The following is a 15,666-nucleotide window of genomic DNA, read 5'->3' as shown; positions in this document are numbered from 1 at the left end:
GAGGCTAGGTGATCGATGAGGTGTCGATGAGAAGTTATCCACATCGGCCGGTGGAGGCACTATCTGTTGATCAGCCGGATGGTAGACCCGGAGTCACGACATCGCCCGTCGAGATCGGCTTCTGATGACCGCTGAGAATGAGCGCACCACCCACGGACACACCTCCGCCTCCGCCGTCTCGGAGTATTTCGCCCCGCAGCCGACGCCCACCGCCGCCCTGCCCGACCCCGAGCCGCTGCTGCGCAACCTCACGCGCGGGGTGCTCGAGGTCTTCGCCGGCACGCGCGAGGTCGATCAGCTCGCCCGCTGGCTCGCAGAGGAGCCCTATCACCGGCTGGTCGTGCGGGCGAACCTCGCCGCACGCGCGCGCAGCGCGCGCGGCGCCCCCGCCATCCGCGTCGCCTACACGATCCTCTCGGTGCACCAGTCCTCGCCGGCCGACGGCATCGTCGAGGCGACCGTCATCGTTCGCGGCCCCACTCGCACCCGTGCCGTCGCGATGCGACTGGAGGGGCTCGATGGTCGCTGGCGGGCGACGTCCCTTGCTCTCCTGTGAGACCGGGCAGCACTACTGCCGATAGCTCGACAGGAAGTTGCCGAGCCGCTCGATCGCCTCGGTGAGCACGCGCGCCTCCGGCAGGGTCACGATGCGCAGGTGATCGGGCGTCGGCCAGTTGAAGCCCGTGCCCTGCACCAGCAGCACGTGCTCGGCGACGAGGAAGTCGTAGACGAGCTTGGCGTCGTCGCGGATCTCGTGCACGTCGGGATCGAGCCTCGGAAACGCGTACAGCGCGCCCTGTGGGCGCAGGCACGAGACGCCGGGGATCCTCTCGAGGCTCTCCCATGCGGCATCCCGCTGCTCGTGCAGGCGCCCGCTCGGGGCGATGAGGGCGTCGATCGACTGCACTCCCGACAGCGCCGCCTGCACCGCGTGCTGGGCAGGGACGTTCGGGCACAGCCGCGTCGACGCGAGCAGCTGGATGCCCTCGAGGAAGCCGCCCGCGTGCTTCTTGGGGCCGGTGATCACCATCCAGCCGGACCGGTAGCCGGCCACGCGGTAGGTCTTGGACAGCCCGTTGAAGGTGAGGCAGAGAAGGTCGGGGGCGAGGGTGGCCAGCGGGATGTGCACGGCGTCGTCGAACAGGATGCGGTCGTAGATCTCGTCCGACAGCAGCAGGAGCGAGTGCTCCCGCGCGATCTCGACGATCCCCTCCAGCACCTGACGGCTGTAGACGGCCCCGGTCGGGTTGTTGGGGTTGATCACGACGATCGCCTTGGTGCGCGGCGTGATCTTCGCACGGATGTCGTCGAGCGACGGCTCCCAGCCGTTCTCGTTGTCGCACAGGTAGTGCACCGGCGTGCCGCCGGCCAGACTCGTCATCGCCGTCCACAGCGGATAGTCGGGCGCCGGGATCAGCACTTCGTCGCCCTCGTCGAGCAGGGCCTGCATCGTCATGGTGATGAGCTCCGACACGCCGTTGCCGAGGTAGACGTCGTCGGGGTCGAAGTGCGGGAAGTCGGCGATCTGCTCGTAGCGAGAGACGATGGCGCGGCGCGCGGAGAGGATGCCGCGGCTGTCGCTGTAGCCGTGGGCGTGCGGCACCGACTCGATCATGTCCCGGACGATCTGGTACGGCGCCTCGAACCCGAAGATCGCGGGGTTGCCGGTGTTGAGCTTGAGGATCGTGTGCCCGTCGGCCTCCAGCTGGTCGGCTGCGACGAGGGCCTGCCCGCGGATCTCGTAGAGGACGTTCTTCAGCTTGCTCGACTGGTCGAGGGATCGCAGGGGGCTCATCGGATCAGAATATCCCCGGCTCCGGCAGGCCGATCGCCACCGCGTGGCCCGTTCAGCGCAGGCGCTTCGCCCGCCGCGCGGCCGTGATCTGGAAGATCAGCGTCGCGATGATCGCCACGAGGAAGACCGCCGAGGCGATGACGTTGGCCTGCGGCGGAATGCCGCGCTGGGCTGCCACGTAGATGTACACCGGGAAGGTCTGCACCGTGCCGGAGTTGAAGTACGTGATGATGAAGTCGTCGAAGCTGAGGCTGAACGACAGCAGCGCGGCGGCGATGATCCCTGGGAGCAGCAGCGGGAAGGTGATCCGCCAGAAGACCGCTCTGGGCGACCCGTAGAGGTCGCGACCGGCTTCTTCCAGCGCAGGGTCGAGCGAGAGCACACGCGCGCGCACCGTGACCACCACGAAGCTCAGGCAGAACATCGTGTGGGCGACGATGATCGTGCCCAGGCCCTTGTTGACGCCCATCGTGAGGAACTGGGCGGCGAGCCCCGCACCCATCACGACCTCGGGCGTGGCCATCGGCAGGAACAGCAGCAGGCTGATCGCCGAACGGGCGCGGAACCGGTACCGCACGAGCGCGATCGCGATCGCGGTGCCGAGCGTCGTCGCGAGGGCGGTCGAGACGAGCCCCACGATGATGCTGTTGCCGAACGCGACGCAGACGTCGGGCTGCGCGCACACGTTCAGCCAGTTCTCCAGCGTGAAGCCGTTCCACGAGATGTTGGAGCGCTCGGCGTCGTTGAACGAGAACACGAACGTGTACACGATCGGGATCAGCAGCAGCACGAAGGCGGCGGCGACGTACAGCGGCAGCAGCCAGGTGCCGACGCGGCCCCGAGGAGCGGTGCGTGTGGCGGCGCGCAGCGTCGTGGTGTTGACGGTCACAGCAGGTCATCCGTTCCCGCGCGGCGCACGTAGGAGCCGACGATGATGAGGATCACGGCCATCAGCAGGATCGACAGGGCCGCCGCCTGCGGGTAGTTGACGGTGATGAGGAACTTGGACTGGATGACGTTGCCGATCATCGCGGTCGACGGGCCGCCGAGGAACGACTGACTGGCGTTGACGTAGTCGCCGGCGGCGGGGATGAAGGTCAGGAGCGTGCCCGACACGATGCCGGGCAGCGACAGCGGCAGCGTCACCCGCCAGAAGGTCTGCGCGGGGCTCGCGTAGAGGTCTCCGCCCGCTTCGAGCAGCCGGGTGTCGAGCCGGTCGAGCGAGGTGAACAGCGGCAGCGTCATGAACGGGATGAAGTTGTAGGTGAGGCCGAACACCACGGCGGCAGCGGTTCCCGTGATGTGGTCCTGCGGACCCATCAGCCCCACGACCTGCAGGAACCCGACGACCGGACCCTCGTCGGAGAGGATCTGCTTCCACGCGAGCGTGCGGAGCAGAAACGAGATGAAGAACGGCGCGATCACGAGCACCAGCAGCAGGTTCCGCAGCATCGGGCGGTTCCGCGCCCGCACGCCGATGTAGTACGCGATCGGGTAGCCGATCAGCAGCGCGAACACCGTCGCCAGCAGCGCGTACCAGAACGACCGCAGGAAGTGCGGCCAGTACTCGACGATGACGTCGACGTAGTTCTGCCAGTAGAAGCCGTAGCTGAAAGCGCCGTACTCGTTGGGGTCGTTGACTCCGAACGACGTGATCGTCAGCGAGACGAACGGCACCAGGAAGAACAGTGCCAGATAGGCGAGGCCCGGTGCGAGCAGGGCGATCGCGACCCAGCCGCCGCGCCGGCTCGGAGAGTGCGCAGTGGCGGCGGCGGGGGCCGCGAGGGCCGTCATCGCCATGTCAGGAGCCGTCCTCGGCGAGCTCTTCGGCCTCGGCAGCGGATGCGATGGCCTGCGCGTCGAGTCCGAACGTGTACTCGCGGCGCCACGACACCCACACCTCCGCCCCCACCGGGGCCCCGGAGCCGAACACCATGTTCTGCGCGAACACCGACAGGCGGCCGATGCCCGGCACCTCGAGCGCGTACTGCGTGCTCACACCGGTGAACGACACGTCGACGACACGGCCGGGGCCGAGCACGTTCTCGAGGCCGTCGCGGGCGGGCTCCTCGGTGCGCAGCATGAGCTTCTCCGGCCGCACGCCCACCGTGATCTGGCCCGCCGTGCTGACGGCGCGTTCGGCCGGCAGGGCGAGCACGCCTCCGGCGGTGCGGGCGGTGACGATGCCGCCTGCGACCGACTCGACGGTGGCCGGCACGAGGTTCGACTGCCCGAGGAAGCCGGCGACGAAGCCGGTGCGGGGCAGTTCGTAGAGCTCTTCCGGCGTGCCCAGCTGCTCGATGCGACCCTGGTTCATGACGGCCACAGTGTCGGCCATGGTCATGGCCTCCTCCTGGTCGTGCGTCACGTGCAGGAAGGTCAGCCCCACTTCGTCCTGGATCGATTTGAGCTCGAGCTGCATCTGGCGGCGCAGCTTCAGGTCGAGCGCGCCCAGCGGCTCGTCGAGCAGCAGCAGCGCGGGCCGGTTGACGACGGCGCGCGCGAGCGCGACGCGCTGCTGCTGGCCGCCGGAGAGCTGGCTGGGTCTGCGGGATGCCACGTGGTCGAGTTCGACGAGGGCGAGCGCCTCGTGAGCGCGCGCGACGGCATCCTTCACACCACGGCGCTTCAGCCCGAACTCGACGTTCTCGAGCACCGTCATGTGCGGGAAGAGCGCGTAGCTCTGGAACACCGTGTTGACGGGGCGCTTGTGCGGGCGCACGTCGGTCACGTCGGCGCCGCCGATGAGGATGCGACCGGCGGTCGGGTCCTCGAGCCCCGCCACGAGGCGCAGCGTCGTGGTCTTGCCACAGCCGGAGGGCCCCAGCAGCGCGAAGAACGAGCCCGCCGGAATGACGAGGTCGAGCTCTTCGATCGCGGTGAAGCCGGGGAACTCCTTGCGGATCCCCTGCAGCTCGAGGTCTGCTCCGGCCTCGCCGAACGACGTCGTCGCGCTCACGCGCCGAGTCCCACGCCCTCGAAGGCGGCGCTGTACTTCTGCTGCTCGGCGTTGCTGAGTGCGCGGAAGATGTGGGCCTGCGAGAGGGTGTCTTCGTCGGGGAAGATGAGCTGGTTGTCGACCATGCTGGGGTCGATCTGCTCCATCGCCTCTCTGGCGCCCTCGACGGGGGTGATGTAGTTCACCCATGCGGCGACGGTGGCGGCCACCTCGGGCTCGTAGTAGTAGTCGATGAGCTTCTCGGCGTTGGCCTTCTGCGACGACCCCACCGGGATCATGAAGTTGTCGCTCCAGAGGGTTCCGCCCGAGTCGGGCAGCGCGAACCCGAACTTGTCGCCGACCTCGGCGTTGATCGCGGTGATGTCGCCCGACCACACGATCGCGGCGAGCGTGTCTTCGTTCTTGAGGTCGTCGGCGTACGAGTTGCCCTTGATGTTGCGGATCTGGCCGCTGGAGACCTGCTCCTCGAACACGGCCAGCGCGTTGTCGAACTCGGTGTCGCCCCACGAGCCCGAGATGTCGACACCCTGACTGAGCATGATGACGCCCATCGTGTCGCGCATCTCGCTGAGCACGCCCACGCGTCCCTTGAGGTCGGGCGCCCAGAGATCCTCGACGCTCTTGAGGCCCTGCGGCAGCTTCTCTTTGTTCCAGGCCAGGCCGGCGAAGCCCGACTGCCACGGCAGCGAGTTCGCGCGGCCCTTGTCGAAGTCGGGATTCTGCAGGCTCGCGGTGAGGTTGGCGGTGGCGTTGGGCAGATTCGCCTTGTCGAAGGCCTGCGTGTAGCCGGACTGGATCCAGATCGAGGCCATCCAGTCGGTGAGGCACACGACGTCGGCCCCGATGTCCTTGCCGAGGGCGAGCTGGTCGCGCACCTTCGCGAAGTAGGTGTTGTTGTCGTCGACCGCGACGTCGTAGGTGACGTCGATGCCGGTGCGCTCGATGAACGCATCCAGGCTCGGGTAGTTGCCGTCGTCGTCCTCATCGAGGTAGAACGACCAGTTGGCCCACGTGAGCGCCTTGACGCTGTCGGAGAGGTCGGCCGCCGCCGTCGGCGCGGTCGTCGCGGCGCCGCCGCCCGACCCGCCGACTTTGCCCGAGCAGGCGGCGAGGAACGCCGCCATCGACAGGGTCGCGCCGCCGACGAAGCCGCGGCGCGTCAGCTGTGCACGCCGGGCCTGCTGGATCAGCGCACGCAGGGCGGGGTCTTCTGGCAGGGGTCCTCTGGGCATGGACGCTCCTCGAATCGGCGGGGATCGGGAGCCCCGCAGGCGACAGGTGAGACCGATCCTGTCAGATCCGAGGTGCGCCGCGCGACGGATTCGCACACCGAAACACAAATTTCACATGGATCCAGATGTATGTCCGGATCCTGCGCGTCGGCGCGACGGAATGTCCGACGAGGTCGGGTCAGCCGCGCTTCTTGTCGGCCGCACGGCGCTGCGCGCGGTTCTGCGGTGCGGGGGCGTCGGCAGCATCCGTGCGCTGTCCGAAGGCGCCGCGGGGCGCCTCGGGGGCGGGGCCGGATGCGGGAGCCGACGCCGCAGCGGCGGCCTGCCGCGCCTTGCCGGTGGCGGCCTTCTGCACCTGACCGCGGTCGTTGCGCACTTCGACCTCGCCGGCATCGTTGGACGCCGTGTACTGCAGGCGCTGAGCCTCCACCTCGGGCGCCGTCAGGCCCTTGGCCTGCACCTCGGTGACCTCCTCACCGCCTTCGGCGCGGCGCACCTCGACGTCGAGGTTGTAGAGGTAGCCGACCGACTCCTCCTTGATCTGCCCCATCATCGACTGGAACATCTGGTAGCCCTCGCGCTGATACTCGATCAGCGGATCGCGCTGGGCCATCGCGCGCAGGCCGATGCCGTCTTTGAGATAGTCCATCTCGTAGAGGTGGTCGCGCCAGCGGCGGTCGAGCACCTGCAGCACGACGCGGCGCTCGAGCTCGCGTGTCGCGGGCGTGCCGAGGGTCTGCTCGCGGCTGCCGTAGGCGATCTTCGCGTCGGAGAGCAGTTCGCGCTTGAGCCCCTCCGGGGTGATGCGACCCTTGTTTCCGCCGGCCTCGGCGACCACCTCGTCGATCGTGACGCTGACCGGGTAGAGCGTCTTCAGCTCGGTCCACAGCGCGTCGAAGTCCCAGCTCTCGGTGTGCCCGCTGCCGGTGTGGTCGTCGATGACGGTCGAGACGGCATCCTCGATGAAGTGCTGCACGCGGTCGGCGATGTCGTCGCCCTGCAGGATGTGACGTCGATCCGAGTAGATCGCCTCGCGCTGACGGTTGAGCACATCGTCGTACTTGAGCACGTTCTTGCGGATCTCGGCATTGCGCGCCTCGACCTGCGACTGCGCGCTCTTGATGGCGCGCGTGACCATGCCCGACTCGATGGCGACGTCGTCGGGGAAGTTGGTGCGCGCGAGGATGGCCTCCGCGGCACCCGACTGGAACAGGCGCATGAGGTCGTCGGTCAGCGACAGGTAGAAGCGGCTCTCACCGGGGTCGCCCTGACGGCCAGACCGACCGCGCAGCTGATTGTCGATGCGACGCGACTCGTGGCGCTCGGTGCCGAGCACATAGAGGCCGCCCGCCTCGACGACCTTCGTGGCCTCCTCGGCGACGGTGTCGCGCTTCGAGGTGTACACGGTGTCCCACTCGGCCTCGTACTCCTCCGGGGTCTCCTCCGGGTCGAGCCCCTTGGCCTTCATGTCCTGCACCGCGAGGAACTCGGCGTTGCCGCCGAGCATGATGTCGGTGCCACGACCTGCCATGTTCGTCGCGACGGTGACGGCGCCCAGGCGCCCCGCGCGGGCGACGATCTCGGCCTCGCGCGCGTGGTTCTTGGCGTTGAGCACCTCGTGGCGGACGCCCTTCTTCGCCAGGAGCCGAGAGAGGTACTCGCTCTTCTCGACGCTGACCGTGCCCACCAGCACCGGCTGGCCGGTCTCGTGACGGGCCGCGATGTCTTCGACGACCTGGGCGAACTTCGCCTGCTCGTTCTTGTAGACCAGGTCGGGCTGGTCTTTGCGGATCATCGGCTTGTTCGTCGGGATCGGCACGACGCCCAGCTTGTAGGTCGACATGAACTCGGCCGCCTCGGTCTCGGCGGTACCGGTCATGCCGGCGAGCTTGTCGTAGAGGCGGAAGTAGTTCTGCAGCGTGACGGTGGCGAGGGTCTGGTTCTCGGCCTTGACCGGCACGTTCTCCTTCGCCTCGATGGCCTGGTGGATGCCTTCGTTGTAGCGGCGGCCGACCAGGATGCGGCCGGTGTGCTCGTCGACGATCATGACCTCGTCGTTCATCACGACGTAGTCGGTGTCGCGCTTGAACAGCGCGAGCGCCTTGATGGAGTTGTTCAGGAACGAGATCAGCGGGGTGTTGGCCGACTCGTAGAGGTTGTCGATGCCGAGGTAGTCCTCGACCTTCTCGATGCCGGGCTCGAGCACGCCGATGGTGCGCTTCTTCTCATCGACCTCGTAGTCGACGCCCGCCTCGAGGGTGCGCGCGATCTTGGCGAACTCCATGAACCACCGGTTGGCCTCGCCCGACGACGGGCCCGAGATGATCAGCGGCGTGCGGGCCTCGTCGATGAGGATCGAGTCGACCTCGTCGACGATCGCGAAGAAGTGTCCGCGCTGCACGAGGTCTTCCTTGCGCCAGGCCATGTTGTCGCGCAGGTAGTCGAAGCCGAACTCGTTGTTCGTGCCGTAGGTGATGTCGGCCTCGTACTGCTCGCGGCGCACCTCGGGCGTCTGCCCCGACACGATCGTGCCGGTCGTCATGCCCAGGGCGCGGTAGACGCGGCCCATCAGCTCGGACTGGTAGGAGGCGAGGAAGTCGTTGACGGTGATGACGTGCACGCCCTCGCCGGCGATCGCGTTGAGGTACACCGCGAAGGTCGCCGTCAGGGTCTTGCCCTCACCGGTCTTCATCTCGGCGATGTTGCCGAGGTGCAGGGCGGCGCCGCCCATGATCTGCACGTCGTACGGGCGCTGGCCGAGCGTGCGCTTGGCGGCCTCACGGACGGCGGCGAACGCCTCCGGCATCAGCCGGTCGAGGGTCTCCCCCGCGCCGTAGCGCGCTCGGAGCTCGGCGGTCTCGCCCCTGAGCTCCTCGTCGGTGAGCTGGGCGTAGTCCTCTTCGAGGGCGTTGACGGCCTTCACGACCTGCTGGAGGCGGCGGAGGATGCGGCCCTCGCCGGCGCGAAGCAGTTTCTCGAGAGGGTTGGCCACGGAGGATCTCCATACTGTCGGGCTGATTCGGCGGGTTCGCCGGTGCCGCGCACGCCATCGGGCGCCCTGCGGGCATACGCACCTATGTTATCCGCCTGTGACCTTGGCGTGCGCTGGGTGGGTGGTGCGCAGCATCCGCCCGCCCTCACCCCGCCCTGCCCCCCACCCCGCCTGACGCCTATTGACGCCTCTCCCTTTCGTTCGGTCGTCGTATATGGCGACTTCCCCGGCGCTTTCGGTCGCCATATGTGACGACCGAAGCGGATGCCGCCGGCTTCGGTCGTCGTAAACGGCGACCTCTCGCGGCGACGGGTCGCCATATGTGACGACTGAGCGATGGGGCGGGGCGGCGATGGTCGCGGTGTTTCCCGGTATGTATATACTCGGCAACTACATACCCGGAAAAGCATGTGGACGGAGAGACCGATGTCGGTACGACAGAGCCTGTTGGCGATCCTCGACCAGGGACCCTGTTACGGCTACCAGCTGCGCAGCGAGTTCGACCGGCGGACGGGGTCGACCTGGCCGCTGAACGTCGGCCAGATCTACAACACGCTCGAACGGCTCGAGCGCGACGGACTCGTCGAGAAGGGCGAGACCGACGACCAGGGCCACGTCTACTGGCAGATCACACCTGCCGGGAGCGCCGAGGTGCGGGCCTGGCTCGACTCCCCCGTCGAGCGCGGTCAGGGGACGCGCGACGAGCTGGCTGTCAAGCTCGCCGTCGCCGCGACCCTTCCGGGCGTCGACGTCGCGGCCGTCATCCAGACCCAGCGGCGCGCGTCGCTCGCACAGCTGCAGTCGCTGCAGCGCACGAAGTACGCCGGCGGCGACCCCGATGGTCCGCAGGAGCTCGCATGGTCGCTCGTGGTCGACTCGATGATCTTCGCCGCCGAGGCAGAGGTGCGCTGGCTCGACCACACCGAGCAGCGCCTGGCGCTGCACCCCGAGCACGCCATGGTCCTGGAGCTGTCGACCGAACGCCCCAAGCGCGGCCGCCCCGCGCGCGAGGTCGCGGAGCGGGCGCGGTGACCGGGCGACTCGACGCTGCGGTCGTGCTGCAGCTGATCGGCGTGACTCAGCAGTACGGCAACGGCGCGACGTCGGTCTCGGCCCTCTCCGGCGTGGATCTGCAGGTGCACGAAGGCGAGCTCGTCGCGATCATGGGCGCGTCCGGCTCGGGCAAGTCGACACTGCTGTCGGTCGCAGGAGGCCTCCAGCAGCCGACGACCGGGGAAGTCGTGATCGAGGGATCGTTTCTCAGCGACCAGTCCCCCGCCCAGATCGCGCAGCTGCGGCGGCGCTCGCTCGGGTTCGTCTTCCAGGACTTCAACCTCATCCCCACGCTGACGGCGATCGAGAACGTGACGCTTCCCCTCGAGCTCGACGGCTTCCGCTCGCGCGTGGCGCGCCGCGCCGGCCGGGACGCCCTCGCCTCGGTGGGGCTCGAAGACAAGCTCGACGCCTACCCCGACGACCTCTCGGGCGGGCAGCAGCAGCGCGTCGCGATCGCCAGGGCCGTCGTCGGCGGGCGGCGCCTGATCCTCGCCGACGAGCCGACGGGGGCGCTGGACTCGGTGACCGGCGAGATGGTGCTGCGGATGCTGCGCGCCCGCGTCGATGCCGGTGCCGCCGGCATCCTGGTCACCCACGAAGCCCGCCACGCCGCCGTCGCCGACCGGATCGTGTTCCTGCGCGATGGTCGCATCGTCGACGAGTCGCGCAGAGACGGCGCGGAGGCGCTGCTCGCGGGAGGCAGCAGGTGACCCGTCTGCTCGCCGCACCCCGCCGGGCGGCGAGGTCCACGATGCGGCGTCCCCGCGGAACATCGGCGGCCCGCTGGAGCGTCGCGGCTCGACTGGCGCGCCGCCAGGTGAGACGCACCAGGCTTTCGAGCCTGCTCATCGCGACTCTGGTAGCGCTGCCGATCGCATTCATGACGATGTACGCGGTCGTCGCGACGAGTGCGATCGCCACTGCCGACGACCGTGTGCGCACCGAGTTGGGCGCGATGCAGGCATGGGTGACGCCGATGGGCGTCGCCGACGCCGGATTCTGGCAGGCGCCCAGCCAACCGGAGTGGAACGGCTACCCGGCGACGGCCGAAGGATCGACGACGATTCCTGACGGCACCATCGCCTCTGACCCGATGGCGTCCCTTCCTGCTGGCACCGAGTCGGTCCTGCTGACGAACGCGAGCGCGCGCGTGCAGACAGCCGCCGGCACGGGGGTGCTCGCAGCCTGGACCGGGGAAGCGTGGGACCCGCGCTTCTCGGGCGTCTTCGATCTCGTCGACGGCGAACGTCCGGCCGACAGCGACGAGGCGATGGTCACGCCCGCGGCGCTCGAGCGCGTGGGGATCCGGATAGGCGAGGATCTCGTACTGGCAGACGGCGGCGGCAGCTTCCGCGTCAGCGGCACACTCGACGCGGCGCGTCTGACCGATGACGAGGCCGCGATCTTCCTGCCGAGTACGGCCGACACCCGGGCGCTCGTCGGTGGAGAGTACCGCTGGTATCTGCCCGAGCTCGCCCTCTCATGGGCCGACGTGCAGCAGCTGAACGGCGACGGCATCGTCGCCCTCTCGCGCGACGTGCTCCTCGATCCGCCCACCGAGGTGCGGGCCGAAGTGCGCGACTCGATGCAGAATCAGTGGGCCTCGATCTGGCAGACCGTGCTCGCGCTCGCCGTGGGAGGCGCGTTCGCCGCCTATGTCGTCATCATGCTCGCCGGTGCGGCGTTCGCGGTCGCCGCGCGGCGGCAGCAGCGCTCGCTCGCCGTCGCGGCCAGCGTCGGCGCCGACCGGCGTGACCTCCGGCGCACGGTGCTGCTGCAGGGCACGACGCTGGGCGCGCTCGGCGGCATCGCCGGTGTGGCGCTGGGCCTGGCCGCGGCCGCGGCGATCATGCCCGTGACCGCGAACGGCAGCGCGACGGTGTTCTGGGGGTTCCGCGTGCCGTGGCCTGGCGTCGCGGCGATCCTCGTCTTCGCGGTCATGGTCGGCACCTTGTCGGCTCTGCTGCCGGCGCGGACGGTCGCCCGCACCGATGCGCTGAGCGCCCTGCGCGGCGCCCGCAGGCCGCGCAAGCCCGGCGCGGCGCGCCCCCTCTGGGGCTCGATCGTCCTGCTGGCCGGGGTAGGGCTGACCATCGCGAGTTCGCTCGCGATGGTCGCCGTCAACGCCTCCGACATCTCGTGGGGCTCCCCGCTGCGCTACGCGCCCGCGTACGGGATCGTGGTCGGGCCGGTGCTGGCCCAGCTGGGCATCCTCCTGTCGGGGCAGTGGCTGCTGTGGGTCTGCTCGCTCGTGCTGGCCCGGGTCGGGCTCGCCGCGCGCCTCGCGTCGCGGGATGCCGCCGCGAACGCCGGACGCACGGTGCCGGCGTTCGCGGCCATCGCCGCCACCGTGTTCATCGGGGTCTTCGCCGTGGCGACCTCGTCCATGACCTCGGCCGAGAATGCACGCAACTGGTACTACTCGGCACCGCTGGGCAGCCTCTCGGTGGCGATCTGGCCCGGCTCGGGCTCGACCGACGGCATCATCGCGCCCGATGACGCGACCGCCGGCGCTGCGACCGCCGTCGCCCTCGCCGAGGATGCCGGTGCTGAGCACGCCGCGGTGATCAGTCGGCAGCGCAACGACGTCTGGGCCTACCCGTCAGCGGCAGACGTCCCGGACGATCTGACACTCGCGATGGCCCTGATGCCGGAGCGCTTCCTCTGGGATCCCCAGGAGCAGGACTCCTGGAGCTCGATGGGGCAGGACCCCGGCAACCCGCTCTCCGTCGTCGAGGCCGACGACCTGTCGACCGCACTGGGAGTCACCCTCAGCGCCGCCCAGCTGACCGCGTACCGCGCGGGCGCCGCGATCGTGACCGACCATCGCTTCGTCACCGACGGCGAGATCGACCTCGCCGCCTGGCAGGGCGCCGACCTCTACAACGGAATCCCCAACAACATCTGGATCCCCGATCCCGAGTTCCCCCTCGCCGAGCCCGCATGGCAGCGGGACCTCGCTGCCATCGCCGTCGACGCGCCGCTGCAGCCCACCGCGATCGCGATCTCGCCGGAGACGGCGAAAGAACTCGGCATCTCGGTCGTGCCCGAGCGGGTGATCGCGTCGTTCCCGACCGCGCCGTCGACCGATGACCTCGACCAGCTGCAGGCCCAGGCGGCGGCTGCCTCCAGCCGCTCCTTCGGCATGGACGCTCGGCTGGAGACGGGGCCGCCGAGCGACGCCGCGTGGATGGTGCCACTGCTCGCGGCGGTCGCCGTGCTCGTGCTCGGCGCCAGCGCCGTCGCGCTGGGGCTTGCCCGGTTCGAGCGCCGCCCCGACGATGCCACCCTGTCGGCGGTGGGCGGCACGCGAGGACTGCGCAGGCGCGTCGGGTTCTGGCAGGGCCTGATCATCGCCGGGCTCGGGATGCTGGCGGGCGCCGCCGCCGGCATCCTTCCGCCGATCGGCTTCGCGCTCCAGTCGCAAGGCACTCAGCAGCTGCCCGACGTGCCGTGGGCCGTGCTCGGCGCCTTCTGCATCGGACTGCCCCTCGCGATCGCCGCGGTCAACGCCCTGGTGCCGCCGCGTCACCCCGAACTCACCCGACGCACCGCGATCACGTGAGACGAACCATCGCCACCACGACACCGTCAGGTGAACCCTCGAAAGGACGACCAGATGAGCACTCCTCCGATCGATCCCGCCGCTATCGCGCTGCCGCCCACCCAGCCGCTGGATCTGACGTCCTGGGTGACCGAGGGGCTCGACGCACCCTGACCGCGCGGTAGCGGCCACCGCGTCCTGCCGCCTCCCAGGCGGCACGCACTACCCTGAACTGTGACCGAAACCGACGCGCAGACCGACGCCGCAGCCCCCGCCGAGACCGAGACGCCGACGTTCGCCGACCTGGGACTGAGCGACGCCGTGCTCAAGGCCCTGCGCGACGTCGGGTACGAGACGCCGTCGGCGATCCAGGCCGCGACCATCCCGCCGCTGCTGGCCGGGCGCGACGTGGTCGGCATGGCCCAGACCGGAACGGGCAAGACGGCTGCCTTCGCGCTGCCGATCATCGACCGGCTCGACGTGTCGCGCAAGAACCCGCAGGCGCTCGTGCTGGCCCCCACCCGCGAGCTCGCGCTGCAGGTGTGCGAGGCGTTCGAGAAGTACGCGGCGCATCTCCGAGGCGTGCACATCCTGCCCGTCTACGGCGGTCAGGGCTACGGCGTGCAGCTGTCGGCGCTGCGCCGAGGCGTGCACGTGATCGTCGGCACCCCCGGTCGCATCATGGACCACCTCGACAAGGGCACCCTCGACCTGAGCGAGCTCGACTACCTCGTGCTCGACGAGGCCGACGAGATGCTCAAGATGGGCTTCGCCGAAGACGTCGAGACGATCCTCGCCGAGACCCCCGACACCAAGCAGGTGGCCCTCTTCTCGGCCACGATGCCCGCGCCGATCCGCCGCATGTCGCAGCAGTACCTGAACGATCCGCAGGAGATCACGGTCAAGACCAAGACCACGACCTCCGCCACGATCGCCCAGCGCTACCTCATCGTGGCGTGGCAGCAGAAGATGGACGCGCTCACCCGCATCCTCGAGGTCGAGAACTTCGACGGCATGATCGTGTTCGGCCGCACCAAGAGCGTGACCGAGGAGATCGCCGAGAAGCTGCGCGCCCGCGGCTATTCCGCCGCCGCCATCAACGGCGACATCGCGCAGGCCCAGCGCGAGCGCACCGTCAACCAGCTGAAGTCGGGCAAGCTCGACATCCTCGTCGCCACCGACGTCGCCGCACGCGGCCTGGACGTCGAGCGCATCTCGCACGTCGTCAACTTCGACATCCCCACCGACACCGAGTCGTACGTGCACCGCATCGGCCGCACGGGCCGCGCCGGTCGCTCGGGCGACGCGATCAGCTTCGTGACACCCCGCGAGCGCTGGCTCGTCGCGGCGATCGAGAAGGCGACCCGACAGCCCCTCACCGAGATGGCGCTTCCGAGCGTCGACGAGGTCAACGTCACGCGCCTGGAGCGCTTCGACGACCGCATCACGGCGGCCCTCGGCGAAGCTGAGCGCATCGAGCGCTTCCGCGACATCGTCGCTCACTACGTGCGCCACCACGACGTGCCGGAGGTCGATGTCGCCGCCGCCCTCGCCGTGGTCGCGCAGGGCGAGTCGCCGCTGCTGCTCGAGCCCGACCCCGAACCGGCGCGCCGCGAGCGGCCGGAGCGCACCGACCGCGGTGACAAGAAGAACCGCTTCGAGTCCGGCGACCGCGGCGAGCGCGCACCCCGCCGCCCGCGGGACGGGATGAGCACCTACCGCATCGCCGTCGGCAAGCGCCACCGCGTCGAGCCCCGCCAGATCGTCGGCGCCCTCGCCAACGAGGGGGGCCTGCGCCGCGACGACTTCGGGGCGATCCAGATCCGCCCCGACTTCTCGCTCGTGGAGCTCCCGGCAGACCTGCCGCGCGGCACGCTCGAGCGCCTCGCCGACACCCGCATCTCGGGCCGGCTCATCGAGCTGCGCCTCGACACCGGCGGCCCCGCCCGCCGCCGTGACGGCGACCGCGCAGGCCGCGACGACCGCGAGTTCCGCGGCGACCGCAAGCCCCGCCACCGTTCGTCGCGCGACGAGCGCTGACCGCGGCGCCGCGGGCGGCGGCATCCGCTCGCTGACCGTTCGCGGAGG

The 15,666-nt window shown here is 69.6% G+C and carries 11 protein-coding genes; 5 read left to right on the top strand and 6 right to left on the bottom strand.

Features of this window, described 5'->3' with window-relative positions:
* Window positions 1-124 precede the first annotated feature (124 nt).
* A complete protein-coding gene (locus tag OAW74_RS02545; protein ID WP_262872764.1) occupies window positions 125-556 on the top strand; it encodes an Rv3235 family protein in 432 nt (143 codons plus the stop codon).
* 12 nt (window positions 557-568) lie between these two features.
* Here the strand turns inward: OAW74_RS02545 and OAW74_RS02540 are convergent, their stop codons facing one another.
* The 6 genes from OAW74_RS02540 to secA form a co-directional block, all read right to left on the bottom strand.
* Window positions 569-1,795, bottom strand: coding sequence for a pyridoxal phosphate-dependent aminotransferase (locus OAW74_RS02540; protein ID WP_262872763.1), 1,227 nt, complete (start codon window positions 1,793-1,795; stop codon window positions 569-571).
* 52 nt (window positions 1,796-1,847) lie between these two features.
* Entirely contained in the window at window positions 1,848-2,684 is an 837-nt protein-coding gene (locus OAW74_RS02535; RefSeq protein WP_378733221.1) for an ABC transporter permease, read from the bottom strand.
* Window positions 2,681-3,595 (bottom strand): ABC transporter permease, encoded by a 915-nt coding sequence (locus OAW74_RS02530; RefSeq protein WP_262872762.1) that lies wholly within the window; start codon window positions 3,593-3,595, stop codon window positions 2,681-2,683. The genes OAW74_RS02535 and OAW74_RS02530 overlap by 4 nt, the downstream gene beginning before the upstream one ends.
* Before the next feature lies 1 nt (window position 3,596).
* Window positions 3,597-4,754, bottom strand: a complete 1,158-nt coding sequence (locus tag OAW74_RS02525) for an ABC transporter ATP-binding protein (protein WP_262872761.1) — start codon at window positions 4,752-4,754, stop codon at window positions 3,597-3,599.
* Window positions 4,751-5,986 carry an ABC transporter substrate-binding protein gene (locus OAW74_RS02520; RefSeq protein WP_262872760.1) on the bottom strand — a complete coding sequence of 412 codons (1,236 nt, stop codon included), beginning with the start codon at window positions 5,984-5,986 and terminating at the stop codon, window positions 4,751-4,753. Before OAW74_RS02520 ends, OAW74_RS02525 begins: the two co-directional genes overlap by 4 nt.
* A gap of 178 nt (window positions 5,987-6,164) precedes the next feature.
* Complete coding sequence (secA, locus tag OAW74_RS02515; RefSeq protein WP_262872759.1) at window positions 6,165-8,978, bottom strand: preprotein translocase subunit SecA; 2,814 nt, start codon at window positions 8,976-8,978, stop codon at window positions 6,165-6,167.
* A gap of 426 nt (window positions 8,979-9,404) precedes the next feature.
* On the opposite strand from secA, the gene OAW74_RS02510 reads away from it, so the two are divergent.
* The 4 genes from OAW74_RS02510 (at window position 9,405) to OAW74_RS02495 (ending at window position 15,618) form a co-directional block, all read left to right on the top strand.
* Entirely contained in the window at window positions 9,405-10,010 is a 606-nt protein-coding gene (locus OAW74_RS02510) for a PadR family transcriptional regulator (protein WP_262872758.1), read from the top strand.
* Window positions 10,007-10,744, top strand: coding sequence for an ABC transporter ATP-binding protein (locus tag OAW74_RS02505; RefSeq protein ID WP_262872757.1), 738 nt, complete (start codon window positions 10,007-10,009; stop codon window positions 10,742-10,744). Before OAW74_RS02510 ends, OAW74_RS02505 begins: the two co-directional genes overlap by 4 nt.
* A gap of 170 nt (window positions 10,745-10,914) precedes the next feature.
* On the top strand, window positions 10,915-13,599 hold the full coding sequence (locus OAW74_RS02500) for an FtsX-like permease family protein (protein ID WP_262872756.1): 2,685 nt from the start codon (window positions 10,915-10,917) through the stop codon (window positions 13,597-13,599).
* A 213-nt stretch (window positions 13,600-13,812) separates the two neighbouring features.
* On the top strand, window positions 13,813-15,618 hold the full coding sequence (locus OAW74_RS02495) for a DEAD/DEAH box helicase (RefSeq protein ID WP_262872755.1): 1,806 nt from the start codon (window positions 13,813-13,815) through the stop codon (window positions 15,616-15,618).
* Window positions 15,619-15,666 lie beyond the last annotated feature (48 nt).

The organism is Microbacterium fluvii (assembly GCF_025515205.1).
GTDB classification, from domain to species: domain Bacteria; phylum Actinomycetota; class Actinomycetes; order Actinomycetales; family Microbacteriaceae; genus Microbacterium; species Microbacterium fluvii.
Note: the sequence above shows the minus strand (reverse complement) of the source record. Positions and strands in the feature narration are given on the sequence as shown.